This is a genomic window from Candidatus Rokuibacteriota bacterium (assembly GCA_030647435.1).
In the GTDB taxonomy this organism is placed as follows: Bacteria; Methylomirabilota; Methylomirabilia; order Rokubacteriales; family CSP1-6; genus AR37.
In genome coordinates this window covers 1-26,921 of record JAUSJX010000120.1, presented here as the reverse complement: position 1 = coordinate 26,921, position 26,921 = coordinate 1, and the positions used below count along the sequence as shown (strand labels likewise).

Below are 26,921 nucleotides of genomic sequence, written 5' to 3'. Positions count from 1 at the left end.
GTCTTGCGCGATGCGCTGCCCAGGTATGCCGTTGGCCGCCATCTGGATAATCCGTGCACGCTGCACCAGTCGAAATGGGACACTCCGGCCACGCGCCCACGTGGCCAAGGTCGCGTGCTCTTCGGGAGACAAGCGGATGGGGGCTGCGGTTCTCATGCCTCATAGGATAGGTTATATTGCAGACCTATGTAAAGTCATTTATGGGACACTACACTAGCTGCCCGACGGATCGTCGCAAGCCCGTGGACGGCTATGAGCGCCATCGTCTCCGCCTCTCGTTGAGCATCTCCGAAAGCGGATCAAGCCCAACGCTGCGACCTGTAGCGGTGAGGCACTCGTACGAGAAGATCCGTCTGTCGGAGTCCGCAGAGACCTCGACTCGCGAGCCCTGCAGTTGAGGGCTCTCGGTCCGTCGAACGCTCCAGTACTTCACTCTGGCCTCGCGGAGAGCCGCCGTCTGAGCCCGAGGCGGAGCGCCACGGACACGATCAGCCACGGGCTGTATGAGGCAATGTCCGCCATTAGGGTAGAGCGTCGTGGACGGGGGCCGCGCTCGTCAGTCCTGCCGCGCCGCGACGATCAGCAGGGAGAGATGGACGCGCTCTCCGAGGTACGTGCCTCCGGCCTCGAGGGGGGCGTTCCAGGTCACGCCGAAATCCCCGCGGTTGACGATGGTCTCGGCCCGGAAGGTCGCCATCATCTTGCCCGAAAACGGGCTTTTCTTCTGCCCGAGGTAGCGCGCATCCAGCGTGACGGGTCGAGACGTGCCGTGGATGGTCAGCTCTCCGAAGATCTTCCAGCTCTCCGGGGACACGACGTCAACTCGCGTGCTGCGGAAGGTGATGGACGGATGGTTGGCGCCGCCCAACAGGTCGTCCTCCATGAGGCGACCCATCAGCCGGTCGTTCGTCACGTCCACGCTGGCGACCGGAATCGTGGCCGACACCGAAGACTCCGCCGGGCGGTCCGGGTCGAACCGGAGTGTGCCCTCCAGCGCCCGGAAGCCCGTCCGGTAGGTCGACATGCCCATGAACTCGATCGAGAACTCGATGCTCGAATGCACGGGATCGAGGGTCCAGGTCGGAAGCGCGGTCTGTTGGGTCGCCATCATGTCCTCCTTCCTCAGCGGCGGTGACAGTCCCTCTCATCGAGCACGGCGCCGATCTCTCGGAACCTGTGGGGGATCCCTCCAGGCGCAAGTATACCTCCGCTCCTTCCCCGACGGGACGGAGGCGGTCAGACGCGGGCGAGGATCGGGCGCATTATCTACATGGGGTCTGACTCGACGAATCCGGAGGCGATCCAGCGTAACCGGCCGCTGAGCGCGAGCGGAGCCCAGGTCAGTGACAGATTGACAGCACATTGACAGCTCGTGGCCGGGGTGGTTACATTACCCGCCATGAAGGTGAGCATTGGCTGGACCCCCGACCAGATGCGGGAGATCCTTGCCGCACTCGATGCAGGAGCCGAACCTCAGCTCGACTCCCGGATCGCGTCCACGATACGGGGCGTGGGCGAGCGGAGCCCGCTCGCTGGCGAGGCAGATCCCTACTGGATCGAGCTGAGCCTCCAGGACGGTCAGGTCCTCAAACGCTGGTGCGACGCACGGCGTGAACACGCAACGGAGCACCAACCGAACGCGCTCTGGACGCGCATCGTCGCCAAGGTCAATGAGGCGGTACAGTTCGCTGCCCCCGCCAAGCTGGATCGGCAGGAGCCGTAGAACCCGCGTCCACTGTCTGACCTCGTAAGAATCCTGTCTCTTCCCATACCCGTCGACTCCCCGGTGCGGACCCACTGGCACCCGCAGCGCGAGGGGTGCTTCCCATTCGTCATCGCGGGCTCGAAGTGGGATTTTCCGCGTAGGCGCCAGAGCGGCCCAGGCGATGCTGCGGGCCTCCAGCCATCGGGAAGACTCAGACGTCATGGCCCAGCTCGCCGAGCCACTGGCGGTGGCGGGACTGCCGTTGCCACAGTCGCGTTGTACTCCCAGAGGATCTGGCGAGAATGAGGTTGCCGAAGGCCAGGCGCATGACCTTGAGAGAGGGCGTCGGCGCGCCCACAATTACGGCTCCACCAGGAAGCAACCGTGGGACTACGCATCAGCGAACTTCACGGCAAGCTCGCTCACCGGGCTTTCATTTATAGAAGAAGGCGGACATCGAGCGGCAGCTGTGTCCGTGATATGTCCGTATAGACCTGCTAAGAACTGCTCAGAAGCGAGAGGGGACCGGAGCCCCACTTGCCGAGAAATCAGGAAGTTGCAGACCTCGGTCCCTCGTCTGACTGCTGCTTCTTTCTATACGGGATGACGAGAGTGAATTCCCCCCTGACCGGCCTGGACGCGAATCGCGAGCGGAGCGTAGATAACATAAAGCCCGTTCTCAGTCATGGCGCCCCGCGGCCCAGGCTCTTCCCTTCTTGTCACAGCTCTTCCCCTTGTCACAGTCGTCGGCTATGCTGCGGCGCTCCGGGGGCTGGCTCGGGCGCTCGTCGTCGAGGACGCGCTCCGGGCTGCTGAGGCCATCGTGGTCGTGGCCGGCGGCATCCCCTCCCGCGAGAAAACGGCCGCGTCCCTCTACCGGAGGGCCTGGTGCCCCGCGTCGTGGTGTCCAACCAGCGGACCCCCGGGCGGGTGCGCGAGCTCATGAGCCTCGGCATCCGTGCCCACGACATCCAGGCCGAGGCGCGGCTCGTGCTCGAACGCCACGGCGTGCCGTCCGAAGCCCTGGTGCTCCTGCCCGAGCCTGTCGATTTCACGGAAGCCGAGCTGCGTCTCGTCGGCCTGGCCGCGCAGGCGCGGGGCTGGCGGCGCGTCATCCTCGTCACCTCCCCTCAGCACTCCCGCTGCGTGAAGCTGGTCTGGCAGCGGGGAGCGGGCCTGGGAATTGAGGGGCTGGTCGTGCTCGCGCAGGAGGAGGACTTCCTGGTAGACGGCTGGTGGCTCAAGCGCCGCCAGGCCGAGGCGGTGCTGCACGAGTACCTCGGGCTGGCGGCGATCTATCTCAACATCTCGAGATTCCTCAACTAACCTGAATTATTCATGAGCCAGGACACCGAGCTCGGGCGGGTGGCGTGCTCGTGAATCATCAAGGCTAGGCCGACAGCGCCTTCTTCGCGGCGTCGAGAGCCGCGTCGTAATTCGGCTCGGTCGTGATCTCCTTGACGTACTCGGCGTGGGCGACCTTGCCGTCTTTGCCCACGACGAAGACCGCGCGGGCCGTGAGCCCGGCGAGCGGCCCGTCCTTGATCAGCACGCCGTAGTTCTGCCCGAAGGACTGCCCGCGGAAGTCGGACAGCGTCTTGACATTGGTCACGCCGGCCACCCCGCACCATCGCTTCTGCGCGAAGGGCAGGTCCATGCTGACCGTCCAGACCTCCACGCCGCCCAGATTGCCCGCCGCCTCATTGAACTTCCTCGTCTCCATGTCGCATACGGGCGTGTCGAGCGATGGGACCGCGGAGAGGATGACGACCTTGCCGCGGGCCTGATCAAGCTTGACGGATTGGAGCTCGATGTCCACGGCGGCGAAGTCGGGCGCTGGCTGGCCTGCCTTGATCTCCGGACCCAGCAGCGTGACTGGGTTGCTCTTGAAATTGACCGCGGCTGCGCGCTCCTGCGCCATGGTGCCTCCTTGGTGAGTGAGCCAGTTGACGTGGGTGCCGGCTGCTGCCGGGCCCCTACGATACCGCAGCCCGGCCCGCCGCGCGACCTAGAAGCCCGGCGCGGGCTAGGAGGCGCATAGCCAACATGGACCTGGCCCGGGGGAGGTTCACTTTGCTGGCAGCGAACCCAGCGCCGACGGCCAGTCGAGAAGGGGCGTGATCCTTAGCGGACCGCGGGAAGGCCGGAGAACTTTGAACGAGAAGGGGCCGTCTGCTGGCGTCGTCGTGGTGACCGGGGCCGGGCGCGGCATCGGTCGAGCCACAGCCGAGGCGTTCGCAGCCGAAGGCTACACGGTCATGGTCGCCGAGCTGCGTCCCGAGTTGGGCCGCCGCACTGAGCGGGCGCTCGTAAAGTCGGGTGGACCGCGGCCAGCCGTTCATGTTCCCCCTCGGCCGGGGCCGGGTCATCACAGGATGGGATGAGGGCGTGGCCACCATGAAGGTGGGCGGAAGGCGCAAGCTGATCATCCCTGCCCACCTGGCCAATGGAGACCGTGGGGCTGGCAAGGTGATTCCGCCCGGGGCCACCCTGATCTTCGAGGTGGAGTTATTGGGGATCAATCCCGCTTGATCTGATTGCCCGACGGGGACGCGTCAAAGAGTCTTGTCGGTATATCTCCCGGCCGCCCTCGCGGCTCCCACAGCCGCCGCGAAGCCATGGCGAGGCGTGGCGCACGGGTGCTCGGGAGGGCCGGTCCACAATTAAGCCTAGAGAGAGGTGCGCGAATGAGCAGTCTGGCGAGTGAAAAGTGCGTCGCCTGCCGCCGCGATGCCCCGCGGGTGACCGCGGCGGAGATAGAAGAACTCAGGCCGCAGGTTCCTGACTGGGAACTGGTGGAGCGGGATGGCATTCCTCGGTTGGAGCGGATGCTCAGATTCGCCAACTTTGCTGAGGCCCTCGCCTTCACCAACCGCGTCGGCGTCCTCGCCGAAGCGGAAGGCCATCATCCCGCTCTGCTCACCGAATGGGGCCGGGTGACGGTGACCTGGTGGACCCATAAGATCCACGGGCTCCACCGCAATGACTTCGTCATGGCTGCGAAGACCGATTCACTGGGTGGGGGCTGAGGGGCGCGAGCAGTCGCCCGGTCTCGACGATTATTGATCTTTCGATAAACAATGGATACATTCGCAAATAAGTTATACACTATGGAGTATGAGACCTCATGGAACGCACCAGCAGTTGGAAACGCGAAGACGTCGCGCCATTGTAATGCTGCAAGCGGGCAAACCATACCGAACGGTCGCCGCCACGCTGAGTGCCAGTTTAAGTTCGGTCGTTCGCTGGCATCAAACGTACCAGAAGCGAGGCCTGCGCGGGTTGCGGCCAAAGCTGAACGCAGGACGACCGTGCCGCTTGTCCGAGGCGCAGAAAGAACAGCTGAAGCGGATTCTGCTGAAAGGATCGCAGGCCGCTGGCTATTCCACCGATCTCTGGACGTTGAAACGGGTCGCGGAAGTGATCCACAAACGTTTCGGGATTCGCTACCGGTCCACTCACGTCTGGCATGTGATGTCTGCGGGATTAAAGTGGAGCTGGCAGAAACCCGAACGGCGAGCGATCCAGCGGGACGAAGAGGCGATTGCGCGCTGGAAGAAGACGACCTGGCCGCGGATAAAAAAAAGCCCAAGCGCGGCACGCTCACCTGGTCTTCCTCGATGAAAGCGGCTTCCTGCTTATCCCCAATGTGGCCAAGACTTGGGCGCCGGTCGGCAAGACCCCTTTGCTCTGGCACAGCTACAAGCGGGACAGGATCTCGGCGATTTCGGGAGTCACCGTCTCTCCCTCCCGCCGTCGCCTGGGACTTTATATCCAGTTCCACACGACCAACATCGCCGGCCAGGAAGTCCTTGCGTTCCTGCGGCACCTCCTGCGTCACTTGCGCGGCAACGTGGAACTCCTTTGGGATGGAGGCTCCATCCACCGAAGAAAAGACGTTCAAGCGTTTCTGGCTCATCAGAAACGGCTCCGTGCCCATCGCTTCCCGGGATACGCGCCGCAGCTTAATCCGGATGAATTCGTCTGGACCAAGGCCAAGCATGACTTGTCCAACAGCTCGCCAAAGGACATCCACGAGTTGGGAACGACGCTGCGCCGCTCCATCCGCCGCATCAAAAGCTCCCAGCGACTTCTGTGGTCGTGCATCGAGGCCTCTGAGCTGCCTTGGACGTGATGCCGGATGTATCCATTATTTATCAAAATGTCAATATGACGACCGGCATCACACGCGTGGACACACGCACGGGCGACGAAGGGACCACCGCATTGGTCGGCGGCAAGCGCGTGCCGAAAGATTGGCCGCGGATCGCTGCGACGGCTCGATCGGGGGGACGAGCGTGGAGACTACCCCTGGGGAGATCCGTCGCGTCGAGAATCGAGAGGTCCACATCTCCGGGGCAGGCCGGCACAAGAGCGTCTCCACGGACATGTGTCTCCTGGCGGACCGGGATCTGCTCATTGACACGCTGTGGGCCGCGTGCTCGTGTGAAACCTGGTGGCGAGGCGGCGTCCGCTGAAGCTCGAGGTGGCTCACCGTCGCGAGGTCCTGGCCGGCGTGTCCCTGTCCCTCAGCGGGCCGTTCCGGTTGCAGGGGAAGCAGGTCCTCAACGGGCTCCAACTGTGGGCCGATTACGTCACCGGAGCGGGAGGACTTCCGCTGGGGCTCGCAGGGTCTCGCCGCCAGCTCCGATTGCTCATCCTCGATGACAGGAGCAGAACGAGCCTCGCGAAAGAGAACGTCCTGCGCTTTCTGACCCAGGATCATGTGGATCTCCTCATCGGCCCCTATTCGAGTGGCCTGACGCTGGCCGTCGCGCCCCTCACTGAGGCCCACGGAAAGATTCTCTGGAACCATGGCGGAGCCTCGGATGCGATCTTCCAGGGGAGCTGGCGGTATCTGGCGAGCGTGCCCAGCCCGGCCAGCGACTATCTCAAGGCTCTCCCGCTCCTGGTGAGGAGTCAGGATCCCTCGATCGCGCGGATGAGCGTGGTCTACGGAAAGACCGGATCCTTTGCCGCCTATGTGGCCAGAGGCGTGGCGGATGGGGCCAAGGCCGCCGGGTTCGACATGATCCGGTTGATCCCCTTCGACTCGCCGATCCGGGACGTCCGCGCATTGCTCCAGGAGGCCCTCGCAGTAGAACCCGATCTCCTCGTCGGGGCCGGAAGCTTTCAAGATGATGTGGTGATCGTCAGGCATCTGGACCTCGCGAGCCGCGTCAAGACCCTGGCGTTCGTCGGGGCGGGGCTCGAGGCCTTCTATGGGGAAGTCGGGGCTCTGGCCGAAGGAGTGATTGGACCCAGCCAGTGGGAGCCGGCAGCCGATGACGGGCCCCTCACGGGGCCCAACTCCGAATGGTTCTGCTCTGCGTTTCACACGAGATTTCACCAGAGGCCGGAGTACCCCGCCGCCCAGGCCTTCGCGATCGGGATTGTGGTCGGAGAGTGCCTTCGGGGGGCAGGAAGCTTGGAAGATGAGCCACTCCTCAGGGTGGCCCACACCCTGGAGACGACGACCCTCTACGGAGGGTTTCGGCTGGACCGGTTGACCGCGCGCCAGATCGGCCACCGCGTGCTCCTCGTTCAGTGGCGGGGAGGCCGGAAGGTGGTGATCTCTCGGTAGGGGACAAAACGTTCTGTCAGGGGACGAAACGCCGACCCCCGCGCGTTCTCCCTCGCCACTCCCCCCTGCGAGGCAGTCCGGCTCTACGCGAATCTTCCTCGTGAACATAAGACGTTACGCCACGGCCTCGCCGACCCTCTGACCGGGATGGTCGTGGCATGCTCATTGCTCTGCTGTGGGGGGCAGAGGCAACGATGCACAACATCCTGATCTGCTCGGCTAACGAGGACCTGCTGACGGCGCTGCGCGCCGCGTCGGGCGGGGGAGACGTCCATTTGACGGTGTGCCGCCGGGGGATGGAAGCGGTGCGGGCCCTGATGGCGCTCTCGTTCGATCGCCTGATCCTGGATCTCGAGACCCCCGGGCTCGACGCCCTCTTCCTGGTCTCCATTGCGAGACGGATCGACCCGCGCCTGCCCGTCGTGGCCATCTCCAGTCGCCCGGTGATCGAGGGCCGAGCGGTCCAGCAAAAGGGGGTCGCATTCCATCTGGTGCCCCCCACCGCGAACCATGAAATCGCGCAGATGATCGCGCTCGGCGTCGAACAGGGAGAAGAGGCGGAGCTGCTCCTATGATCCCGCTCTCCTGCCCCCGCGACGGTTCCCCGCTCCGCCTGGATATTGAGCATCTGCGGCGCGTGGCCAGTACGAACCATCCGGAGGCCTTCCCGATCATGTGGCGGTGCGTGGCGAGTGCCCATACCGTCATGGATCGTGAGCCTGATCGGGTCGTGACGCGCCATTGCGACTCGTATCGGAACAACGGCGTGAAAGGCGGGACAGTGATTCGCGCCAAGCGGGTCAGCAGATCGGGTAGAGGGAAGGGACGTATCGATGCGTGTCATTGACCAGGGAGCCCAGACAGAAACGATCACCGAGCAAGCGGTCTTGAGCGCGCTGGCGACGATCCAGGACCCGGATCTCCGGCGCGATATCGTGTCGCTCGGCTTCGTCAAGGGCGTCAGGATCGACGGCGGGACCGTCGCCTTCACGATCGAGCTGACGACGCCCGCCTGCCCGGTGCGCGACCAGATGAAGGAGCAGGCGCACCGCGCCGTGCTCTCGCTGCCGGGCGTCAGGGCGGTTGATCTCACGATGACCTCGCAGGTGCGGGTCACCAGGTCGGAGCAGAAGGACAAGCTCCTGCCGCTGGTCAAGAACATCGTGCCCATCGCCAGCGGCAAGGGCGGCGTCGGCAAGTCGACCGTGAGCGCGAACCTCGCCGTCGCGCTGGCGAAGCTCGGCGCCCGGGTGGGGTTGATGGATGCCGACGTCTACGGGCCCACCATCCCGACCCTCATGGGGGCCGGCCCCGCGCCCGCCCAGCGAACCCCCGCGGTCTCCTACGGCGTGAAGATCATGTCGATGGGCTTCTTCGTGCCCAAGGGCGAGGCGACCATCTGGCGGGGGCCGATGCTCTCCAAGGTGGTGGACCAGTTCCTCGGCGGCGTCGAGTGGGGCGAGCTCGATTATCTGCTGGTCGATCTGCCGCCGGGCACCGGGGATGTCCAGTTGAGCCTCTGCCAAAAGATCCCCCTCACCGGCGCGGTCATCGTGTCGACCCCGCAAGATGTCGCCTTCAACGTGGCGGAGAAGGCCATCCTCATGTTCAACAAGCTCCGCACGCCGGTGCTGGGACTGGTCGAGAACATGAGCGGCTTCGAGTGCCGGCATTGCGGCCAGCGTGAAGAGATCTTCGGCAGCGGTGGGGCCCGACGCTATGCGATGGTGAACAACATCCCCTTCCTCGGTGAGATCCCGCTCGCGACGGAGATCCGGACCACCTCCGACGAGGGGCGCCCCATCGTCCAGTCGATGCCGGATTCGCCGAGTGCCCACGCCTTCGTCCAGGTCGCCGAGAATCTCGCGGCGGCGGTGAGCACGCTCCAGCTGGGCGGCGGCGTGGCGAATGAGCGCCCGGAGCCCGCGGAGATCACCCAGCCGTTGCCGACCGAGGTCCGCATTCGCTGGAAGGACGGGCACGACAGCCTCTACACCGGCTACGCGCTCCGCCTCGGCTGTGGCTGTGCCCAGTGCGTCGATGAGCTGTCCGGCAAGAAGCGGCTCCGCGAGGAGTCGATCAGCCGGGATGTCCGTCCGCTCGCCATTGAGCCGGTGGGCCGGTATGCCCTCCGCTTCCGGTGGAGCGACGGGCACTCGACGGGCATCTACCCCTTCGAGCATTTGCGCGCACTCTGCCCCTGCCCGAGCTGTGCGGGCGTCGGGCGGAGTGCTCGGGAACGAGCAGGGGCCGGTCAACACGCCTGAGGTGTGTGGGCACCTAACAAGGAGACGCGATGAGCACGGCCACGAACACGATCGAGGCGCTCGCCAACCGCGAGTACAAGTACGGCTTCGTGACGGAGATCGAATCAGATGTCGCTCCGCGGGGGCTGAATGAGGACATCATCCGCCTGATCTCCGCCAAGAAGGACGAGCCGGACTGGATGCTCGAGTGGCGGCTCAAGGCCTACCGGCACTGGGCGACCCTGGAAAAGTCGGAGGCGGAGCCGAAGTGGGCCAACGTCCACTATCCGCCGATCGACTACCAGGACATGATCTACTACTCGGCCCCGAAGCAGAAGCCCAAGGCACCAGGCAGCCTCGACGAGGTGGACCAGGAGCTCCTGGCGACCTTCGAGAAGCTGGGCATCCCCCTGGCGGAGCAAAAGCGCCTCGCCGGTGTCGCCGTCGATGCGGTGTTCGACAGCGTCTCGGTGGCCACCACGTTCAAGGAAAAGCTGGCCGAGCTGGGGATCATCTTCTGCTCCTTCTCCGAGGCCGTCCAGAACCATCCGGAGCTGGTCCAGAAGTATCTCGGCTCGGTGGTCCCCCACAGCGACAACTTCTTCGCGGCGCTCAATGCCGCCGTCTTCAGCGACGGCTCGTTCTGCTATATCCCGAAGGGCGTGCGCTGCCCGATGGAGCTGTCGACCTACTTCCGCATCAACGCCGCCGACACCGGCCAGTTCGAGCGGACCCTCATCATCGCCGACGAGGGGAGCTACGTGAGCTACCTGGAAGGATGCACCGCGCCGATGCGGGACAAGAATCAGCTGCATGCGGCGGTCGTGGAGCTGATCGCGCTCGACAACGCCCAGATCAAGTACTCGACGATCCAGAACTGGTATCCGGGGAACAAGGAAGGGAAGGGCGGCATCTACAACTTTGTCACCAAGCGCGGCAAGTGCCTCGGGAAGAACTCCAAGATCTCCTGGACGCAGGTCGAGACGGGATCCGCCATCACCTGGAAGTACCCGAGCTGCATCCTCCAGGGCGAGAACTCGATCGGCGAGTTCTACTCGGTGGCGCTCACCAACAACTACCAGCAGGCGGATACCGGCACCAAGATGATCCACATCGGGAAGAACACCCGGAGCACCATCATCTCGAAGGGGATCTCCGCAGGGCACGGCCAGAACACGTACCGCGGGCTGGTGAAGATCATGAAGGGCGCGACCGGAGCCCGAAACTACTCGCAGTGCGACTCGTTGCTCCTGGGCGACCAGTGCGGCGCGCACACCTTCCCCTACCTCGAGGTGATGAACCACTCCTCGCAGGTCGAGCACGAGGCCTCCACCTCGAAGATCAGCGAGGATCAGCTCTTCTACTGCCGGCAGCGGGGGATTTCGGCGGAGGATGCGGTCAACCTGATCGTCAACGGCTTCTGCAAGCAGGTCTTTCGCGAGCTGCCGATGGAGTTTGCCGTGGAAGCCCAGAAGCTCTTGGGCGTGAGTCTCGAAGGCAGCGTTGGCTAGGACGCTCAGGGTCCGGGAGGAAGGCTGAATGCTGGAGATACGCAACCTGCACGCGAAGGCCGGCAACAACGGGATCCTGCGGGGCGTCGACCTCACGGTGAACGCCGGCGAGGTCCACGCCGTCATGGGCCCGAACGGCTCGGGCAAGAGCACCCTGGCCCAGGTCCTGGCCGGCCGGGCGGACTACGAGGTCACGGCGGGCGAGGTGATCTATGAGGGAAAGGACCTGCTGACGATGTCACCTGAGGATCGGGCTCGGGAGGGCATCTTTCTGTGCTTCCAGTACCCCGTCGAGATCCCCGGGGTGAGCACGACCTACTTTCTCAAGGCCGGGCTCAACGCCATCCGGAAGCACCGCGGCCTCGAGGAGCTGGATGCCGTCGACTTCCTGGCGTTGATCAAGGAGAAGATGAAAATCCTGGCGATGGATCAGAGCCTGCTCAACCGCCCGATCAACGAGGGGTTCTCGGGCGGCGAGAAGAAGCGCAACGAGATCTTCCAGATGGCGGTGCTGGAGCCGACGCTCGCCGTCCTGGACGAGACCGACTCGGGCCTCGACATCGATGCCCTGAAGATCGTGGCCAACGGCGTCAACGCGCTCCGGAGCCCGGACCGCGCCATGCTCGTGATCACCCATTACCAGCGGTTGCTGAACTACGTCGTCCCGGACTACGTCCACGTGCTCGTTGACGGTCGAATCGTGAAGTCGGGTGGGCGGGCGCTGGCCCTGGACCTCGAAGCGAAGGGCTACGACTGGGTCAAGGCCGAAGCCGAGATGGCGCAGCCGACGAGCGCGTGGACGGGAAGGCCGTCGCGATGATTCACGTTGCGCAAGAACTGGCCGGGTATCTCTCGGACTTTGAGCAGTTCGAGAAGGACGGCGCGACAGGAGCAGCATCCTGGGTCCACCAGCTCCGCAAAGCGGCGATCGCCCGCTTCGCAGAGCTGGGATTCCCCACCACGCGGCACGAGGAATGGAAGTACACCGCCGTGGCTCCGATCGCGGAGGTCCCCTTCACGCGGGTTGGCCATGAGGGGCCCGCGCTCCTGTCCTGGGCCCTCGAGCACCTCAGCTTCGGGCTCTCGGAGGGCGCCCGACTCGTGTTCGTAAACGGTCACTACTCGCGGGAGTTCTCGTCGCTCCGGGCGCTTCCCGGTGGCGTCAGGGTGGGGAGCCTGGCGGCCGCCCTCACCGCCGATTCGGAAGGGATCAAGCCGCACCTGGCCCGCTATGCCGGCTACGAGGACCACGCGTTCGTGGCGCTCAATACGGCCTTCATCGAGGACGGGGCATTCCTCTACGTCTCGGCCGGCGAGGTCGTCGGGGAGCCGATTCACCTGCTGTTCATCTCGACGGCGCCGGGGACGGCTTCCGCGTCGTACCCCCGGAATCTGATCGTGGCGGGAAACAACAGCCAGGTGACGATCGTCGAGACGTACGTCGGGACCGAGAAGGCCGTCTATTTCACCAACGCGGTGACCGAAATCGTCGTTGGCGAGAACGCCGTCCTGGACCACTACAAGCTGCAGCGAGAGAGCGAGGAGGCTTTCCACGTCGCCACCCTGCAGGTTCATCAGGCCCGCAGCAGCACCTTTGCGTCGCATTCCATCGCGCTGGGCGGCGCCCTCGTCCGGAACGACGTGAACGTGGTCCTTGACGGAGAGGGCAGCGAGTGCACCCTCAACGGCCTCTACATGGCGACCGGCCAGCAGCACGTGGATCACCACACGCGGATCGACCATGCCCGGCCGCACGGCCTGAGCCGCCAGCTCTACAAGGGCGTCCTCGGCGGCAAGGCGCGCGGGGTGTTCGACGGGAAGATCGTCGTGCACCCGGCGGCGCCGAAGACCGATGCCAGACAGACCAACAAGAACCTACTGCTCTCCGGCGACGCCCTGATCGACACCAAGCCGCAGCTCGAGATCAACAACAACGACGTGAAGTGCACCCATGGGTCGACGATCGGCCGGCTCGACGAGAATTCGATCTTCTACCTGCGCTCCCGCGGCATCGGCCTGGAGGCGGCCCGCAGCCTCCTGACCTACGCCTTTGCGAGCGAGATCATCAACGGGATCAAGGTCGAGCCGCTCCGCGCCAAGCTGGACAATCTGGTGGCGACACGACTCCAGAATGGCCTGCCGATGGAGGCTACGCCATGAGAGCAACCCCTGAACTGAACCTGCCCGTGCCGGGGCCCGACGCGCACCCGGCCTTTGACGTGGGCAGAATCCGGGCCGACTTTCCCCTGCTGCGGCAGCAGATCCACGGCAAACCGCTCGTCTATCTCGACAACGCGGCGACGAGCCAGAAGCCGCAGGCCGTGATCGAGACGCTCACCCGGTACTACGCCGAGGAAAACTCGAACGTCCATCGCGGGGTCCACCTCCTGAGCGAACGGGCCACGGAGGCCTATGAGGCCGGGCGCGCCACTGTCCAGCGGTTTCTGAACGCCGCGGACACGCGCGAGATCATCTTTGTGCGGGGCGCCACCGAGGGGATCAACCTCGTCGCCCAGAGCTACGGGCGGGCGTCCATCAAGCCGGGCGATGAAATCATCATCTCCTGGATGGAGCACCACTCGAACATCGTCCCCTGGCAGATGCTCTGCGAGGACAAGGGCGCGGTGTTGCGCGTCGTTCCGATCAACGACGATGGCGAGGTGCTCCTCGACGAATACGCGCGGCTGCTGAACCCGCGAACGAAGTTCGTCGCGCTGGTGCACGTGTCGAATGCCCTCGGCACGATCAACCCGGTCAAACAGATGATCGAGATGGCCCATCGCCAGAGGGTTCCCGTGCTCCTCGATGGGGCGCAGGCGGTGGCTCACCTCCCGGTGGACGTCCAGGAGCTCGACTGCGATTTCTATGTGTTCTCGGGCCACAAAGTGCTGGGCCCCACCGGCATCGGCATCCTGTACGGCAAGACCGACTTCCTCGAGGGCATGCCCCCGTACCAGGGCGGCGGCGACATGATCCTCTCGGTCACCTTCGAGAAGACCCGCTACAACACGCTGCCGTACAAGTTCGAGGCGGGGACGCCCCACATCGCCGGCGTGGTCGGGCTCGGCGCGGCGCTCGACTATCTGCGGGGCATCGGACTCGACCGGATCGCCGCGTACGAGCAGGCGCTGCTCGCGTATGGGACCGACGTGCTGTCGGCCATCCCGGGCCTGCGCCTCATCGGGACGGCCAAGGAGAAGGCCGGCGTCCTGTCGTTCGCGCTCGAGGGTATCCACGCCCACGACATCGGCACGATCCTGGATCAGGAGGGGATCGCGATCCGCGCGGGCCATCACTGCGCGATGCCTGTGATGCAGCGGTTCGGTGTGCCTGCCACCGCGCGCGCGTCGCTGGCCTTTTACAACACGCGAGGAGAACTCGACGCGCTCGGCCGGGCGATCCGCAAGGCCATCGAACTGTTCAGCTGATGTCTGATCTTCGCGAACTCTACCAGGAGGTCATCCTCGACCACAATCGGAGACCGCGCAACTTCCAGAAGCTGGAGGGGGCGAATCGGACGGCGGAAGGCTACAACCCGCTGTGCGGCGACCAGATCACCGTCTACCTGCGCCTGGAGGATGGCGTGGTCCGAGGCGTGAGTTTTGAAGGCTCGGGCTGCGCGATCTCGAAGGCCTCGGCGTCGATGATGACGGCGGCGTTGAAGGGAAAGACCGCGGCGGAGGCTGCGACGCTGTTCAAGGCCTTCCACGCCATGGTCACCGCAGATCTCGGCGCGACATTCGATCCCCTTGAACTTGGAAAGCTCGCCGCCTTCGCCGGCGTGCACGAGTTTCCCATTCGAGTCAAATGCGCCACCCTGCCGTGGCACACCCTGCGTGCCGCGCTTGAGGGCGGGCAGGAGACCGTTTCGACGGAGTAGACGATGGACACCACGCCCGTGAACCCCGTTGTGATCGAGGCCAAGGTCGTCGAGGCCCTGCAGACGGTCTTTGACCCGGAGATCCCCGTCAACATCTGGGAAGTCGGACTGATCTACGAGATCAAGGTGGACCCCTCAGGCGCCGTCGGAGTCCGGATGACCCTCACCTCGCCCAACTGCCCGTCCGCGGCGGAGTTGCCGGTGGAAGTGGAGACCAAGGTGAAGGCTGTTCCCGGCGTGACGGCGGCCAAGGTCGACGTCGTCTTCGATCCACCCTGGTGTACGGACATGATGTCCGAAGCAGCCAAGCTCACGCTGGGCATGATGTGAGTGGCGTTAGGAAGGAGCTCGACGTGAGCGTCGACACCCGTGGGGCGCCTCTGCTCCACATGACGCAGGCAGCGGCTGGCGTCACAGAGAGCACGGTCTTGTCCGCCATCGGCCACACGCCGCTCATGCGGCTCGCCACCATCCCGCGGGACCTCTCGGGAGTCGAGATCTACGCCAAGGCGGAATGGCTGAACCCAGGAGGGTCGGTCAAGGACCGGCCGGCCCTGAACATGGTGCTCGCCGGGGAGCGAAGCGGCGCCCTGCGGTCGGGGAAGATCATCCTGGATGCCACGAGCGGGAACACCGGGATCGCCCTCGCCATGATCGGGGCCGCCCGGCGCTACCGGGTACGGCTCTGCCTGCCGGCGAATGCCAGTGAGGAGCGGGAGAAGATCCTGGCCGCGTACGGGGCCGACCTGGTCCTGACCGACCCCTTGGAGATGACGGACGGCGCCATCCGAAAGGCCAGGGCGCTCGCCGCCGCCGATCCCGAGCGCTACTTCTATGCGGATCAGTACAACAATCCAGCGAACTGGCAGGCCCATTACGAGACGACGGCGCCCGAGATCTGGGGCCAGACCGGGGGTCGGGTCACCCACTTCGTCGCCGGCGTGGGCACAGGCGGGACCTTCGTCGGCACCGCCCGGCGGCTGATCGAGTTCAACCCCTCGGTCCGGCTGATCGAGTTCCAGCCCGATAGGCCGCTACACGGGATCGAGGGCTTGAAGCATATGCCGAGCAGCCTCGTGCCCGGAATCTATGATCCCACGCTCGCCAACGAGAGCCTCGCGATCGCCACCGAAGACGCCTACGAGATGGCCGTGCGACTCGCCCGCGAGGAAGGGCTCTTCGTCGGGATCTCGTCGGGGGCGGCCATGGCCGCGGCGCTCACCGTGGCCCGGCGGGTTCGTGAGGGCGTCATCGTCACCGTCTTCCCCGATGGCGGAGGGAAATATCTGGGCGCCGACATCTTCAGGGGAAAGCCAGATGAATGAGATCACCCCGCAGGAACTCAAAGCCCGGCTTGACCGGCGCGATCCCGTCGTCCTCCTGGACGTCCGACAGGACTGGGAGACGAAGCTCTGCCGGCTGGAGAACGCGGTCCACATCCCGATCGAGGAGATCGAGCACCGGACCGAGGAGCTGAACCCCGAGGATGAGGTCGTGGTGTACTGCCACGTGGGCCAGCGTAGCGCGGCCGTCGCCGAGTACCTGGCTCAGCTCGGCTTCAAGAACGCGAAGAACCTGCTGGGCGGCCTGGACTACTGGGCGCAGAGCGTGGATCCCGCCATGACGAGATATTGATGGCCGCTTTGATCCGGCGGGTCGACGGGACGGATGCTGACGTACGAGTGCCGCTCAACTGGCCGCCGATCGAGGCACGTGAAGGCGGCAGCCACGGTTCGCCCGAGCGGGTCGCCGGCGCTCCCTTCCGCGTCCTGGCCGTCCTCTACTTGCGGCGCCATCCCGACCTGTCCCGAGGGGCGCTCGCCCGGGAACTGAGCCGGGGACTGGCCTCCGGCGGGATCCATTATGACCTCGGGACACTCAGACGGCAGCTGAGTGGGGTCGTCTCAACCGTTCCGCCGGAAGTCGAAACTGCGATGCGACAGATCCTGCGGGAACGAGACGGCCTCGCCCGGGAGGAGGAGCTGGAGGGCGCTCTTGCGGCTTCGGGAATCGAGATCCCGCCTAGGGACCACGCATCCGCCTATGTCACGGTGGAGCGCATTCTCCCCATGGTACGGCTCTGGCTTCATCTGAACCCGGGACGGTCGAAGCGCTTCCTGGCCTCTCGCCTCGCGAACGATCTCGGTCGCAAAGGTAGCCGCTCCACGATCGATTCGCTCCAAAGCGTACTGGCAGGAAGAAAGCGCCTCGTTCGACGGGCCGTGCACCGCGTGCTGCTCGCATGTCTTGCGGAGCTGGGCGTGACCTCCGAGGAGGAGGCGAGCCGCCGTGCTCGAGAACTGCAACAGGACATCCAGCGCTCTTTGAGATGGCGGTCCTTCGTCGACGCATCCAGGTTCCGCCAGCTCTGCCGGCTTTGGCAGGTCCGCCGTCACGAGCCGTCAACGAGACGCTTGGCAGTCTTGCTGAAGGAACGGCTTTCGGGATGGGGGCTTTCAGCCAACATCACGCACCTTCAGGAGATTATCAACGACGACCGCGGGCGTGTCCGGTACGCCGTTCTAGAGGCGATGGAAGAAGTCCTGCGCGAGCAGATCCGTAACGCGCGGAACGTTGGGAGGCCGCTTCTGACGGCGACGGCACGCGAGCAGGTCGAGGCAGACCTGAGGTGGGTACCGGCGCGGCCGGCCACGGCCATGGCGCGCCGGTGGCTCGCCGCGCACCCCGGCGTCAGCCCGCGTCAGCTGGCTATGCGCGCCTTCGAGAGCCTAGCCCGCATGGGATACTCCTCAAGCCTCAACACGCTCCAACTGATCCTTGGGGGCCGGCGGAAGAAGACACGCGGGTTCGTGCATCGCGCGCTCCGTGAGCTGTCGGACGGTTCGGCAGCTCGATCTCCGTCCAGCGGCGAGAGGAGACGCGAGCTCGGAAGGCCCGTCCGGGGCGGCGCCACGTCCGACGGTAAGTCATCGCTCACGTGGGGAGAGTTTCTGCGCCAGGTGCGCGAGTACCTGCCGTCGGCCCGCTCACCGCATCTGGTTCCCGTGCTTGCGGTGCGAGCGGAGCGCCTCTACGGCATTCCAAGAGCGAAGGCGGAAGCCCGCATTCTGAGGACAGACGTGGTCGCAAAGGCGCAAACACGGTGCGAGGCCGCTCGGCGTCATCAACAGGCTGCCAGTTGAGCGGATCGTGCCGGAAGGCAACGGCCGGCTGGGATGGAACGATGACGAGATCACGAGCAGTTGGATCGGGCAAGCGTGAGGGACCGAGTCATCGGCGCTTGAAGAAAGGGCGGAGCGGAGGAGGGGGATCACCATGGCGTACGTGATCGTCGAGCCGTGCATCGACGTCAAGGACAAGGCCTGCGTCGAGGTCTGCCCAGTGGACTGCATCTACGAGGGGCCGAGCCAGCTCTTCATCCACCCCGACGAGTGCATCGACTGTGGCGCGTGTGAGCCGGTCTGCCCCGTGAAGGCGATCTTCACCGAGGACGAGACGCCGGGGCAGTGGAGACACTTCATCGCGCTGAACAAGCAGTTCTTCGTGGACAACCCCGGGGTCCAGGCTTGCACCACAAGGAACTGATTCCTGCGAACCTCGGATGAGCAGTCAGGGCACGGGTGGTCGCAGTTGAACCGAACGACAGGGAGGAGGAACGATCGATGCCCAATTTCCTGAAGGTGGCCACGACCAATGAGTTGGAAGACCAGCAGGGCAAGCTGGTCGAAGTGGACGGCCAGAAGATCGCCCTCTTTCGGCTGGGGGAAGCGTTCTACGCGCTGAGTGACACCTGCACGCATCGAGGAGGGCCACTGTCCGAAGGGACGGTTGAGGGAACCGAAGTGACTTGTCCCTGGCACGGGGCGAGGTTCGACGTCAAGACCGGGGCCGTCCTGGGGCCGCCGGCGGGACGAGAGGTCAAGAGCTACCCGGTGCAGGTCACCGGCGCCGACGTCGAGATCGAGGTGTGAAGCAGCGCGTCCACGAACCGCTCGCCGAGACGCTGCGGGGGCCGGGCGCGATCCTGCTCGTCTCCTGCTACGAGCTTGGCCACCAGCCGCTCGCCCTCGCCTGGCCGCTCGGATTTCTGGAGCGCGCGGGGTTCACCCCGGAGGTGCTGGACATCGCCGTCGAGCGCTTCGATCGGGACAAGGCGGCCCGAGCGCGCTTCGTCGGGATCTCGGTCCCGATGCACACGGCATTGCGGCTCGGCGTCCGCGTGGCCGAAGAGGTCCGTCGGAAAAACCCGGGGTGTCACATCTGCTTCTATGGGCTCTACGCCTCCCTCAACGCCGACTACCTGCTCGGCCACGTAGCCGATTCGGTGATCGGGGGCGAGTTCGAGACGGCGCTGGTCGCGCTCGTCGAGGCGCTTGAGGAAGGTCGGGCGGGGGTCGTCGATGGGGTCCACCGGCGGGGCCAGCCGGGAGGCCCCGTCCTCAAACGGTTGCGGTTCCCGGTCCCGAATCGGGATGGGCTGCCGGGACTCGAGAAGTACGCCCGTCTGGAGCGCGACGGCGCCCGCGCGCTGGTCGGTTACGTGGAGGCGAGCCGCGGCTGCCTCCACATGTGCCTTCACTGCCCCATCCCGCCCGTCTATGGCGGCCGGTTCTTCGTGGTTCCCAAGGACATCGTCCTCGAGGACATCCGGCGCCTGGTCCGCTCGGGCGCGAGTCACATCACGTTTGGCGATCCGGACTTCTTGAACGGGCCCGGTCACTCGCTCGCGATCGTGCGCGCGATGCATCTCGGGTTCCCGACGCTCACCTTCGACTTCACCGCCAAGGTAGAGCATATCCTCGAGCGGCGGGTGATCTTTCCCGAGCTCGCGGTGCTCGGCTGTGTGTTCATGATCTCCGCGCTCGAATCGCTCAGCGACACGGTGCTGGCGAACCTCGAGAAAGGGCACACGCGCGGCGACGTCCTCACGGCGCTCGAGATCGTCCGGGCGGCCGGCATCGCGTTCCGGCCCACGTGGGTCGCGTTCACTCCGTGGTCGACGTTGGATGACTACCTCGACGTCCTCGAGTTCGTCGAGGCCGAGGGGCTCATCGATCACGTGGACCCGGTGCAATACACGATCCGGCTTCTTGTCCCGCCGGGCTCCGCGTTGCTCGAGCGGCCGGCGGTCCGGCCGTTTCTGGGGCCGCTCGACCAGGCCTCGTTCACGTATCGCTGGGCTCACCCGGATCTCCGTATGGATAACCTCCACAGGGCCGTCAGCCTGACGGTCGAAGAGGCGACGCGAGTGGAAGAGGACCCGGCGATCACGTTCTTCCGGGTGCGCGAGCTGGCCGAGACCATGGCCGGCCGGCCACGCGGGGGAAGCGGAAGGCGGGCACCCATGGGCGGCAGGCGCCGGCCACCGCGGCTCACCGAGCCGTGGTTCTGCTGAGCCGAGCCCACCGAGGGCCAGTTGGGCCCTCTGCAACTGGAAATAGCGGGCGTGTAGTTCGACCAAGACGCAGGGAATGGAGGAGCGACGATGGGACCCTTCAGGCGGTGGTTCGGGGGAACTGAGCCGAGGTCAGGTGAAGCGGTGCCGGGTCCGGCGGCACCGGAAACGCTTGAGCAACAAGGACGCCGCAACGCCGTGTCCGATGAGAGCGCGCGGAGTGATGGGGAGCAGGGAGAGGACTCCCGGATCAGAGTGAAGGTCCAAGACCTGCTCGACACGGCGATCAACCCCGCCGTCGCCGGCCACGGCGGCGTGGTGTCGCTCGTCGACGTCAAGGGCAAGATGGTCTACCTCCAAATGGGCGGTGGCTGTCAGGGGTGCGGCATGGCCGACGTCACGCTGAAGCAGGGCATCGAGACGATGATCCGGGAGGAGCTTCCCGAGGTCGTCGACATCATCGACGTGACCGACCACGCCGCCGGGGAGAACCCGTACTCCGCTGCTTCGAAGAAGTAGCATGCCACGGCTTCTCCTGCTCCTGCCGACCACGACGTACCGCACGGCGGCCTTCCTGGGCGCCGCCCGGAAGCTTGGCGCGGAGGTCGTCGTGGCCTCAGAGCGGGCCCACGTCTTCCAGCAGGCGCAGCCAGGCCGTTTCCTGTCGCTCGACTTCCTTCATCCCGACCAGGCTGCGCGCCAGGTCGTCGAGTTCTCCGCGACGCGCCGGATCGACGCCGTGGTGGGCGTGGACGACGCGACGGCAGTGCTGGCAGCGGTACTGTCGAACGCGCTGTGCCTCCCGCACAACCCCGTGAGGTCGACCGCGGCCGCGCGCGACAAGTACCGGATGCGAACGCTGCTCCGCGGAGACGGCGTTCCCGTGCCGCCGTACGCCCTGCGTTCCTTCGACGACGACCCGGTGGTTGAGGCGGGGCGGACGGTGTTTCCGTGCGTGGTCAAACCCCTCATGCTCTCGGCCAGCCGTGGGGTGATCCGGGCGGATGACGAAGCCCAGTTCGTCGGCGCGGTTCGCCGGCTCGAGAGAATCCTCCGGACGCCGGAGGCTGCCGCTGACGGCGAGGCCGCCCGGCAGGTTCTCGTGGAGGGCTTCATCCCCGGCCGGGAGGTGGCCCTGGAGGGACTGCTGGTGAAGGGCGAGCTGCACGTGCTCGCCCTCTTCGACAAGCCGGATCCTCTGGATGGCCCGTTCTTCGAGGAAACGATTTACGTGACGCCGTCGCGGCTGCCTGTAGCCGTCCGGGCCGAGCTTGCCTCATGCACGGCGCGCGCGGCCCAGGCGCTGGGCCTCCGGGATGGGCCTGTGCACACCGAGCTGAGGGTCAATAGCTACGGGCCCTGGGTGATCGAGCTCGCCGCACGCTCCATCGGCGGGCTGTGCTCCCGCACCCTCAGCTTCGGCACCGGCCTGTCGCTAGAGGAGCTGATCCTCCGTCACGCGCTCGGCATGGAGATCCCCTCGCTCGAGCGCGAGCGCCGTGCCGCCGGGGTGATGATGATCCCGATCCCGCGCGCCGGGGTGCTGAAGGAGATCCGCGGCCAGACGGAGGCCCGGGCCGTCCCGGGGATCGACGAGGTTGCCATCACGGCCCATCCGGGCCAGGAGCTCCTCCCGCTTCCGGAGGGCGCGAGTTATCCCGGGTTCATCTTCGCCCGCGCCGAATCGCCCGAGCGCGTCGAGGCGGCGCTTCGCGAAGCCCATCGCCGCCTCGAATTCGTCGTCATGGCGCCGCGAAAGCCGAGCGAGGCCGTCTCGCCGTGATGCCGACGTTCCCGAATCCAATGAAAGGAGCTCCCCATGGGTGCCGACCACATCACCAAAGACATGATGATGCAGGAGATCCTCGCCGTCTTCCCCGGGGCTCAGCGCGCCCTGTTCAGTCGTTATCACATCGGAGGGTGCAGCAGTTGCGGGTTCCAACCGACGGAGACGCTGGAGCAGGTCGGCGCGAGCCACAACGTCCCGGACGTTGAGGAGGCCATCCGCTATCTCGAGCAGAGCCGCGAGCGGGAGCGGGACATCCAGATCCGGCCGGAGGAGCTGGCGAGCGCGTTGAAGGCCGGCCAGAAGCTTCAGCTCCTGGACGTGCGGACGCCGGAGGAACACAAGACCGCCCGCATCGAAGGAGCGCGGCTTGTCCCGGAGGCCTTCGCCAAGGAGATCCTTGAGCATTGGCCGAAGGACACCTCAATTGTGGTCCACTGCCATGTCGGAGAGCGGAGCGTCGAGGCGGCCTTCTTTTTGATCGGCCAGGGGTTCACCAACGTCAGGAGCCTGGCGGGTGGAATCGACGCCTGGTCGGCTCAGGTAGATCCCGCTGTCCCGAGGTACGCGGCGGCCGCCGCCCACTCGAAGTGAGCTCGTCCGCAGCGGAAATGCGTCCAATCACCGACACCTTCGGCCGGCCCCTCGCCAGCCTCCGCGTATCGGTCACGGACCGCTGCAACCTCCGCTGTCAGTACTGCATGCCAGAGGAGGAGTACGTCTGGCTTCCCCGCGGAGACCTGCTGACGTTCGAGGAGATCCGCGAACTCGTCGCCATCCTCACGGAGCTTGGCGCCGACAAGGTGCGCCTCACCGGCGGCGAACCGCTCCTGCGCAGCGACCTTCCAGCCCTCGTGAGGATGCTTGCGCAAATCCGCGGGGTCAAGGACCTAGCCATGACGACCAACGGGATCCTGTTGGACGAGCATGCGCGGGCGCTCTGCGAGGCCGGCTTGCACCGCGTCACCGTCAGCCTGGATACGCTCCGCCCCGAGCGCTTCAGGGCGCTGACGAGACGGGACGCCCATGGAAGAGTGCTCAGCGGGATTGAAGCCGTCCGCCGGGTGGGCTTCAGAGGGTTGAAGATCGATACCGTGGTGATGCGGGGAGTCAACGAGGACGAGCTTGCCGATCTGCTGGAGTACGGCAAGGGAGCTGGCGCCGAGGTGCGCTTCATCGAGTACATGGACGTGGGCGGGGCGACGCAGTGGTCGCGCCACAAGGTCTTCTCCCGGGCCGAGATTCTTGAAGTTCTGGGTCGCCGGTATGGGCGAATCGATCCAATCATTGAGGTCAGCTCGGCCCCGGCGGAGCGGTTCGTCCTTCAGGACGGGACCGTGTTCGGCATTATCGCCTCGACAACCACCCCATTCTGCCGGACGTGTGACAGGAGCCGACTCACGGCAGATGGGCAGTGGTACTTGTGCCTCTACGCTCAAGGGGGGCTCGACTTGCGGAAGCCGCTGCGGGACGGGGTCTCGATGGAGGAGATCAAGGCCCTCATCGCGTCCGGGTGGACACGACGGCGAGACCGTGGAGCCGAAGAGCGAAGGGAGCTCGAAGCGCTGGGTGTCCGAGGCGTCTTGGTCCAAATCGAAGGCCTCCGAAAGGACCCTCACCTCGAAATGCACACGAGGGGAGGATAGTTGATGGCCGCGCCCTCACGTCCCGGAAGCGCCACCGATCCGGACGTGGCGCAACCGATCGCGCCCGACAAGAGCATCGACTGCATCGGGTTCTTTTGCCCCATCCCCATCCTTAAGACCAGGGAGGCGATGAAGTCCCTGGCCGTGGGGCAGATCCTGGAGATGCTCTCCGACGATACCAGCTCCGATCCCGACATGAAGAGCTGGGCGCAGCGAACGGGTAACGAACTCGTTGAAATCAGCCGAAATGGAGCGGTGTATCGTTTCCTCGTCCGGAAAGTCCGGTAGGATCAACTCCTCCCGGACCAGAATTCATCCAGCTTGAGAGCGGTTACCGGTAGAAGGCTGAGGAACAACTAAGCACGAGCGCGAGGATTTACGGTTCAGCGGCCAGCGATCGCAAGGTGTTTGCTCCCGGGTTTAAGGAACTCTGGGAAGTTCTTCGAAACACCGAGTCGTGATTCCCGTCTACTTGCTGAGCAAGTTGAGCCCCGGCGCGTCGTCGTAGAACTCCGTCGACCGCTTGAGGTGAGGGACGCCGGGCGAATCTGCGTGAAGACGTTGGTTGTGTCAATCCGCGTATGTTGTGCATGTTCTAGTCTCGTCGCAGTTCGATGGTGCTCGTGGTCTAGAATCGCTCAAGAAAAGTGGCGAACACGTGACCGTGACGAAAGACGGGTTCGAATCCCGTTGGGGCCACCAGGCGGGGGAGCCTTCGTGAAGGAAAATCCCAAGATCGCCCAACCCCCTCTCGAGCACATTGCTAGGGCGGCGCGAGTATGAGCTGACGCGACACGCACATGCTTAGCCCGATGCTTCACGGATTGAGCGCGGCGGAGAAGACCGCGTTCTACGAGCAGGTTGAGAGACGTGTAGGCCGCTGTATGTTTGCTACTCCCTCGACTACGACAGCCCCGTCATGAAGCCGGCAGGCCCCGCCCCTCGCTTCCAGTCCTCGCTGGAGCGCCGAAGGTTCGTTGCGATCCTGCTGCCGGCGGATGAGGCGATTCAGTGAGTGACGAGACACGCAATCATGTTCTCACCTACGCGATTGTGGTTCTTGCACTCGTGGCGCTTGCCTACGGGTACGGGCGATGGTCTCAGCGCAACCATGCCGTGATGCGGAACGACGCGCTGACCGATAGCCAGGTTGTTGCCCAGTTCCGGACCCGAAGGCGGATTTACGTCGTCGCCATGAGCATCTTCGCCCTGATGTTCCCGTATCTCTACTGGGTCTTCAGGTCGGTCCGTGGGGCTGCCGACTCCCTGCTCGGTATACCGATCAACGTGCACGCGGGCCTTGGCGGCGCGCTCATGTTGGCGTCCATCCTGGTGGCATCCATGATCTATCGATGTCCCCGTTGCGGACAGCTGCCTTGGTCATCGGTAGGCGGAGGTCTGTGGGGAGTATCCCTCAGTCCGGCGACGTGTCCTTCGTGCGGCACGCCGCTCCGATGAGGTCAACCTCGAAGATCAGGCAGTTCGATCTCGGAGATTGCGGGCCCGTGATATGAACCAGCGGTGCCGGCCCAGTCCAGCTCTCGGCGCAGGGGACTGAAAGTCGCGTTTCAGTCCCGGTTGACTGGTTCCGACACCTTCCTATGCGCCCGGAAATGGCTCGCCGTCAACGTGGAGGGATTGCCCGGGCCCTCTCGAGACAAGGACTCGATGAGCGGACAATCGGGACTCCTGCCGCTCGCACACTTGGCGACGGTCTCCCGGAGGACGCGCTCCATGGCTCGAAGGTCTGCGATTTTGGCTTGGACATCCTTCAGGTGTACCCCGGCCACGACCCGGACCTCAGCGCACGGCCGTTTGCGCTCATCGGCGAGTTTGAGAAGCGTCCGCACCTCTTCGATGGAAAAGCCGAGCGCCCGTGCACGGCGGATGAAGGTGAGGCGCTTGAGGTGCGTGCTGGCGTATCGCCGATAGCCCGCGGGACTCCTCGCGGGGACGGGTAAGAGTCCGGCTTTCTCGTAGTAGCGGATGGTTTCAATGTTGCAGCCCGTCTGTTTGGACAGGGCTCCGATGGGGAACCCATCTGATCTGGCGTTCATGTCTGGTTCCACCCCCTCAAAGAAAGTGCTTGAGTCTGTAGTTACTACAGACTGTACCGTTGTGCCAGGGGTTCGAGACGGTCACCGACGACCTTGGAGGGGATTCGCATGACACTCCAGATCAAGACCGCAGCGGGGCTGGTGGACCCGGCGCTGGAAGCGCGATGGACCACACGGCGCCTGGCGAGGGAGACCGAAATCTTACAAGCCATCCTGCGAGCGTTCGTCGAGCGGCCCGACCCCATCGTGGTTGAGGAGTTCATCAGGGCCTTCCCCGAGCGAGCCCCGGACGATACTCGAGCGGCCCTGACGAGGCTGGACGAGGACGACCTGATCGAAATCCGCGATGGTCGCGTGGACTTGGCGTATCCGTTTTCGGCCACGCCCACATCCTTTGTCGTCCATCTATCCGGACGCGGAGACCGCTACGTCTGCTGCGCCATCGACGCGTTGGGAGTGGCGCCGATGTTGGGGAGTCGGTGCGCATCCGGTCGCGCTGCCATCATTGCGGGGAGCCCATTGAGTTGTCAGCCGATCCATTCGGGCCGGGGTCGGGCGCCGAAGGGGTCATGGTCTGGGCGGGAAAACGATGCGACGGCGAGCGGCGGGCCTCGACCTCAACCTGAACGACCCTCAACTTCTTCCGGTCGGAAGAGCATATGAGGGCGTGGTGGGAGGCCAATCCCACGATGGAAGGCGCGGGGACTCCGGTGTCCGAGGCCTTCAAGCTCGGCGAGCGGGTCTTTGGAGGGCTCCTGAGGGGCCAGAAGCCATGACGAACCGGCAGATCACAGTCTACTGGTCGACCACCTGACAGTCCTGTCACGCGGCGAAAGAGTTTCTTTCGTCTCAGGGGATTGTCTTTGTCGCGAAGAACGTTGCCGAGGACGCCACGGCTCGCGAGGAGTTGATCGCCAAGACCGGCCGCATGGCCGTGCCCGTCATTACGGTCGACGACGAAGTGATTGTCGGATTCGACCGGGGCCGGCTCAAGCGCCTCTTGGGGCTCTATTGAGTTTTGCGTAAGTAATAGAACACTCATTGCCACGGAGCCGACGGCAGATCCGACGAAAGCACGAAGGAGCGGAGCTTATCTCCGGAACGACGGACACGGCGAGTGCTGGCGTGTAGGTTGAGTCGAATGTCCTGT

General features: G+C 65.1%; 29 protein-coding genes and 4 pseudogenes. 30 read left to right on the top strand and 3 right to left on the bottom strand.

Features of this window, described 5'->3' with window-relative positions:
- Nucleotides 1–556: 556 nt before the first annotated feature.
- The gene (locus Q7W02_20645) at nt 557–1,108 is read right to left on the bottom strand and encodes a YceI family protein (protein ID MDO8478554.1); all 552 of its coding nucleotides are present in this window, start codon (nt 1,106–1,108) and stop codon (nt 557–559) included.
- A 291-nt stretch (nt 1,109–1,399) separates the two neighbouring features.
- Between Q7W02_20645 and Q7W02_20640 the strand changes: the two genes are divergently transcribed.
- Entirely contained in the window at nt 1,400–1,723 is a 324-nt protein-coding gene (locus Q7W02_20640) for a hypothetical protein (GenBank protein ID MDO8478553.1), read from the top strand.
- A gap of 870 nt (nt 1,724–2,593) precedes the next feature.
- The gene (locus Q7W02_20635; protein ID MDO8478552.1) at nt 2,594–3,031 is read left to right on the top strand and encodes an ElyC/SanA/YdcF family protein; all 438 of its coding nucleotides are present in this window, start codon (nt 2,594–2,596) and stop codon (nt 3,029–3,031) included.
- Between the two features lie 64 nt (nt 3,032–3,095).
- Here Q7W02_20635 and tpx read toward each other — a convergent pair whose 3' ends face one another.
- Complete coding sequence (gene tpx / locus Q7W02_20630) at nt 3,096–3,626, bottom strand: thiol peroxidase (protein ID MDO8478551.1); 531 nt, start codon at nt 3,624–3,626, stop codon at nt 3,096–3,098.
- 268 nt (nt 3,627–3,894) lie between these two features.
- On the opposite strand from tpx, the gene Q7W02_20625 reads away from it, so the two are divergent.
- The 26 genes and pseudogenes from Q7W02_20625 to Q7W02_20500 all read left to right on the top strand — a co-directional run bounded on the left by Q7W02_20625 (nt 3,895) and on the right by Q7W02_20500 (nt 24,002).
- Nucleotides 3,895–4,089, top strand: a complete 195-nt coding sequence (locus tag Q7W02_20625; protein ID MDO8478550.1) for an SDR family oxidoreductase — start codon at nt 3,895–3,897, stop codon at nt 4,087–4,089.
- Nucleotides 4,028–4,237, top strand: a pseudogene (locus Q7W02_20620) (FKBP-type peptidyl-prolyl cis-trans isomerase). The gene Q7W02_20625 and the pseudogene Q7W02_20620 overlap by 62 nt, the downstream one beginning before the upstream one ends.
- Before the next feature lie 155 nt (nt 4,238–4,392).
- Nucleotides 4,393–4,734 (top strand): 4a-hydroxytetrahydrobiopterin dehydratase, encoded by a 342-nt coding sequence (locus Q7W02_20615; protein MDO8478549.1) that lies wholly within the window; start codon nt 4,393–4,395, stop codon nt 4,732–4,734.
- Nucleotides 4,735–4,822: 88 nt separating this feature from the next.
- Nucleotides 4,823–5,329 carry a winged helix-turn-helix domain-containing protein gene (locus tag Q7W02_20610; protein ID MDO8478548.1) on the top strand — a complete coding sequence of 169 codons (507 nt, stop codon included), beginning with the start codon at nt 4,823–4,825 and terminating at the stop codon, nt 5,327–5,329.
- A 25-nt stretch (nt 5,330–5,354) separates the two neighbouring features.
- Nucleotides 5,355–5,840, top strand: coding sequence for a transposase (locus tag Q7W02_20605; protein ID MDO8478547.1), 486 nt, complete (start codon nt 5,355–5,357; stop codon nt 5,838–5,840).
- A gap of 35 nt (nt 5,841–5,875) precedes the next feature.
- Nucleotides 5,876–5,980: pseudogene (locus Q7W02_20600) on the top strand (ATP:cob(I)alamin adenosyltransferase).
- A 181-nt stretch (nt 5,981–6,161) separates the two neighbouring features.
- Entirely contained in the window at nt 6,162–7,289 is a 1,128-nt protein-coding gene (locus Q7W02_20595; protein MDO8478546.1) for an amino acid ABC transporter substrate-binding protein, read from the top strand.
- 158 nt (nt 7,290–7,447) lie between these two features.
- Complete coding sequence (locus Q7W02_20590) at nt 7,448–7,864, top strand: response regulator (protein ID MDO8478545.1); 417 nt, start codon at nt 7,448–7,450, stop codon at nt 7,862–7,864.
- 258 nt (nt 7,865–8,122) lie between these two features.
- Nucleotides 8,123–9,556, top strand: coding sequence for a P-loop NTPase (locus Q7W02_20585; protein MDO8478544.1), 1,434 nt, complete (start codon nt 8,123–8,125; stop codon nt 9,554–9,556).
- A gap of 29 nt (nt 9,557–9,585) precedes the next feature.
- Entirely contained in the window at nt 9,586–11,046 is a 1,461-nt protein-coding gene (sufB, locus tag Q7W02_20580) for a Fe-S cluster assembly protein SufB (protein ID MDO8478543.1), read from the top strand.
- Nucleotides 11,047–11,074: 28 nt separating this feature from the next.
- A complete protein-coding gene (sufC, locus tag Q7W02_20575) occupies nt 11,075–11,866 on the top strand; it encodes a Fe-S cluster assembly ATPase SufC (GenBank protein MDO8478542.1) in 792 nt (263 codons plus the stop codon).
- Nucleotides 11,863–13,206 (top strand): Fe-S cluster assembly protein SufD, encoded by a 1,344-nt coding sequence (gene sufD / locus Q7W02_20570; protein MDO8478541.1) that lies wholly within the window; start codon nt 11,863–11,865, stop codon nt 13,204–13,206. Before sufC ends, sufD begins: the two co-directional genes overlap by 4 nt.
- Nucleotides 13,203–14,474 (top strand): cysteine desulfurase, encoded by a 1,272-nt coding sequence (locus tag Q7W02_20565; protein MDO8478540.1) that lies wholly within the window; start codon nt 13,203–13,205, stop codon nt 14,472–14,474. Before sufD ends, Q7W02_20565 begins: the two co-directional genes overlap by 4 nt.
- Nucleotides 14,474–14,926: an SUF system NifU family Fe-S cluster assembly protein gene (locus Q7W02_20560; protein ID MDO8478539.1), complete on the top strand. Its 453-nt coding sequence runs from the start codon at nt 14,474–14,476 to the stop codon at nt 14,924–14,926. The genes Q7W02_20565 and Q7W02_20560 overlap by 1 nt, the downstream gene beginning before the upstream one ends.
- A gap of 3 nt (nt 14,927–14,929) precedes the next feature.
- Nucleotides 14,930–15,256: an iron-sulfur cluster assembly protein gene (locus Q7W02_20555; GenBank protein MDO8478538.1), complete on the top strand. Its 327-nt coding sequence runs from the start codon at nt 14,930–14,932 to the stop codon at nt 15,254–15,256.
- A 59-nt stretch (nt 15,257–15,315) separates the two neighbouring features.
- Nucleotides 15,316–16,251 carry a cysteine synthase family protein gene (locus Q7W02_20550; protein ID MDO8478537.1) on the top strand — a complete coding sequence of 312 codons (936 nt, stop codon included), beginning with the start codon at nt 15,316–15,318 and terminating at the stop codon, nt 16,249–16,251.
- The gene (locus Q7W02_20545) at nt 16,244–16,561 is read left to right on the top strand and encodes a rhodanese-like domain-containing protein (GenBank protein MDO8478536.1); all 318 of its coding nucleotides are present in this window, start codon (nt 16,244–16,246) and stop codon (nt 16,559–16,561) included. Before Q7W02_20550 ends, Q7W02_20545 begins: the two co-directional genes overlap by 8 nt.
- Nucleotides 16,561–18,069 (top strand): hypothetical protein, encoded by a 1,509-nt coding sequence (locus Q7W02_20540; protein ID MDO8478535.1) that lies wholly within the window; start codon nt 16,561–16,563, stop codon nt 18,067–18,069. The genes Q7W02_20545 and Q7W02_20540 overlap by 1 nt, the downstream gene beginning before the upstream one ends.
- A 133-nt stretch (nt 18,070–18,202) precedes the next feature.
- A pseudogene (locus Q7W02_20535) lies at nt 18,203–18,445 on the top strand (ferredoxin family protein).
- A 104-nt stretch (nt 18,446–18,549) separates the two neighbouring features.
- Nucleotides 18,550–18,858 (top strand): non-heme iron oxygenase ferredoxin subunit, encoded by a 309-nt coding sequence (locus tag Q7W02_20530; protein MDO8478534.1) that lies wholly within the window; start codon nt 18,550–18,552, stop codon nt 18,856–18,858.
- Between the two features lie 32 nt (nt 18,859–18,890).
- Nucleotides 18,891–20,282 (top strand): CUAEP/CCAEP-tail radical SAM protein, encoded by a 1,392-nt coding sequence (locus Q7W02_20525; GenBank protein MDO8478533.1) that lies wholly within the window; start codon nt 18,891–18,893, stop codon nt 20,280–20,282.
- 198 nt (nt 20,283–20,480) lie between these two features.
- A complete protein-coding gene (locus Q7W02_20520; protein MDO8478532.1) occupies nt 20,481–20,801 on the top strand; it encodes a NifU family protein in 321 nt (106 codons plus the stop codon).
- 1 nt (nt 20,802) lies between these two features.
- Complete coding sequence (locus tag Q7W02_20515) at nt 20,803–22,065, top strand: ATP-grasp domain-containing protein (GenBank protein MDO8478531.1); 1,263 nt, start codon at nt 20,803–20,805, stop codon at nt 22,063–22,065.
- 36 nt (nt 22,066–22,101) lie between these two features.
- Nucleotides 22,102–22,662, top strand: a complete 561-nt coding sequence (locus Q7W02_20510) for a rhodanese-like domain-containing protein (protein MDO8478530.1) — start codon at nt 22,102–22,104, stop codon at nt 22,660–22,662.
- A 17-nt stretch (nt 22,663–22,679) separates the two neighbouring features.
- On the top strand, nt 22,680–23,714 hold the full coding sequence (gene moaA, locus Q7W02_20505; protein ID MDO8478529.1) for a GTP 3',8-cyclase MoaA: 1,035 nt from the start codon (nt 22,680–22,682) through the stop codon (nt 23,712–23,714).
- Nucleotides 23,715–23,717: 3 nt separating this feature from the next.
- Nucleotides 23,718–24,002 carry a sulfurtransferase TusA family protein gene (locus Q7W02_20500; protein MDO8478528.1) on the top strand — a complete coding sequence of 95 codons (285 nt, stop codon included), beginning with the start codon at nt 23,718–23,720 and terminating at the stop codon, nt 24,000–24,002.
- 1,280 nt (nt 24,003–25,282) lie between these two features.
- Here Q7W02_20500 and Q7W02_20495 read toward each other — a convergent pair.
- Nucleotides 25,283–25,771, bottom strand: a complete 489-nt coding sequence (locus Q7W02_20495) for a helix-turn-helix domain-containing protein (protein MDO8478527.1) — start codon at nt 25,769–25,771, stop codon at nt 25,283–25,285.
- Between the two features lie 108 nt (nt 25,772–25,879).
- Here Q7W02_20495 and merB point away from each other — a divergent pair, with 108 nt between their 5' ends.
- Complete coding sequence (gene merB, locus Q7W02_20490; protein MDO8478526.1) at nt 25,880–26,434, top strand: organomercurial lyase; 555 nt, start codon at nt 25,880–25,882, stop codon at nt 26,432–26,434.
- A 169-nt stretch (nt 26,435–26,603) separates the two neighbouring features.
- A pseudogene (locus Q7W02_20485) lies at nt 26,604–26,786 on the top strand (glutaredoxin family protein).
- Nucleotides 26,787–26,921 lie beyond the last annotated feature (135 nt).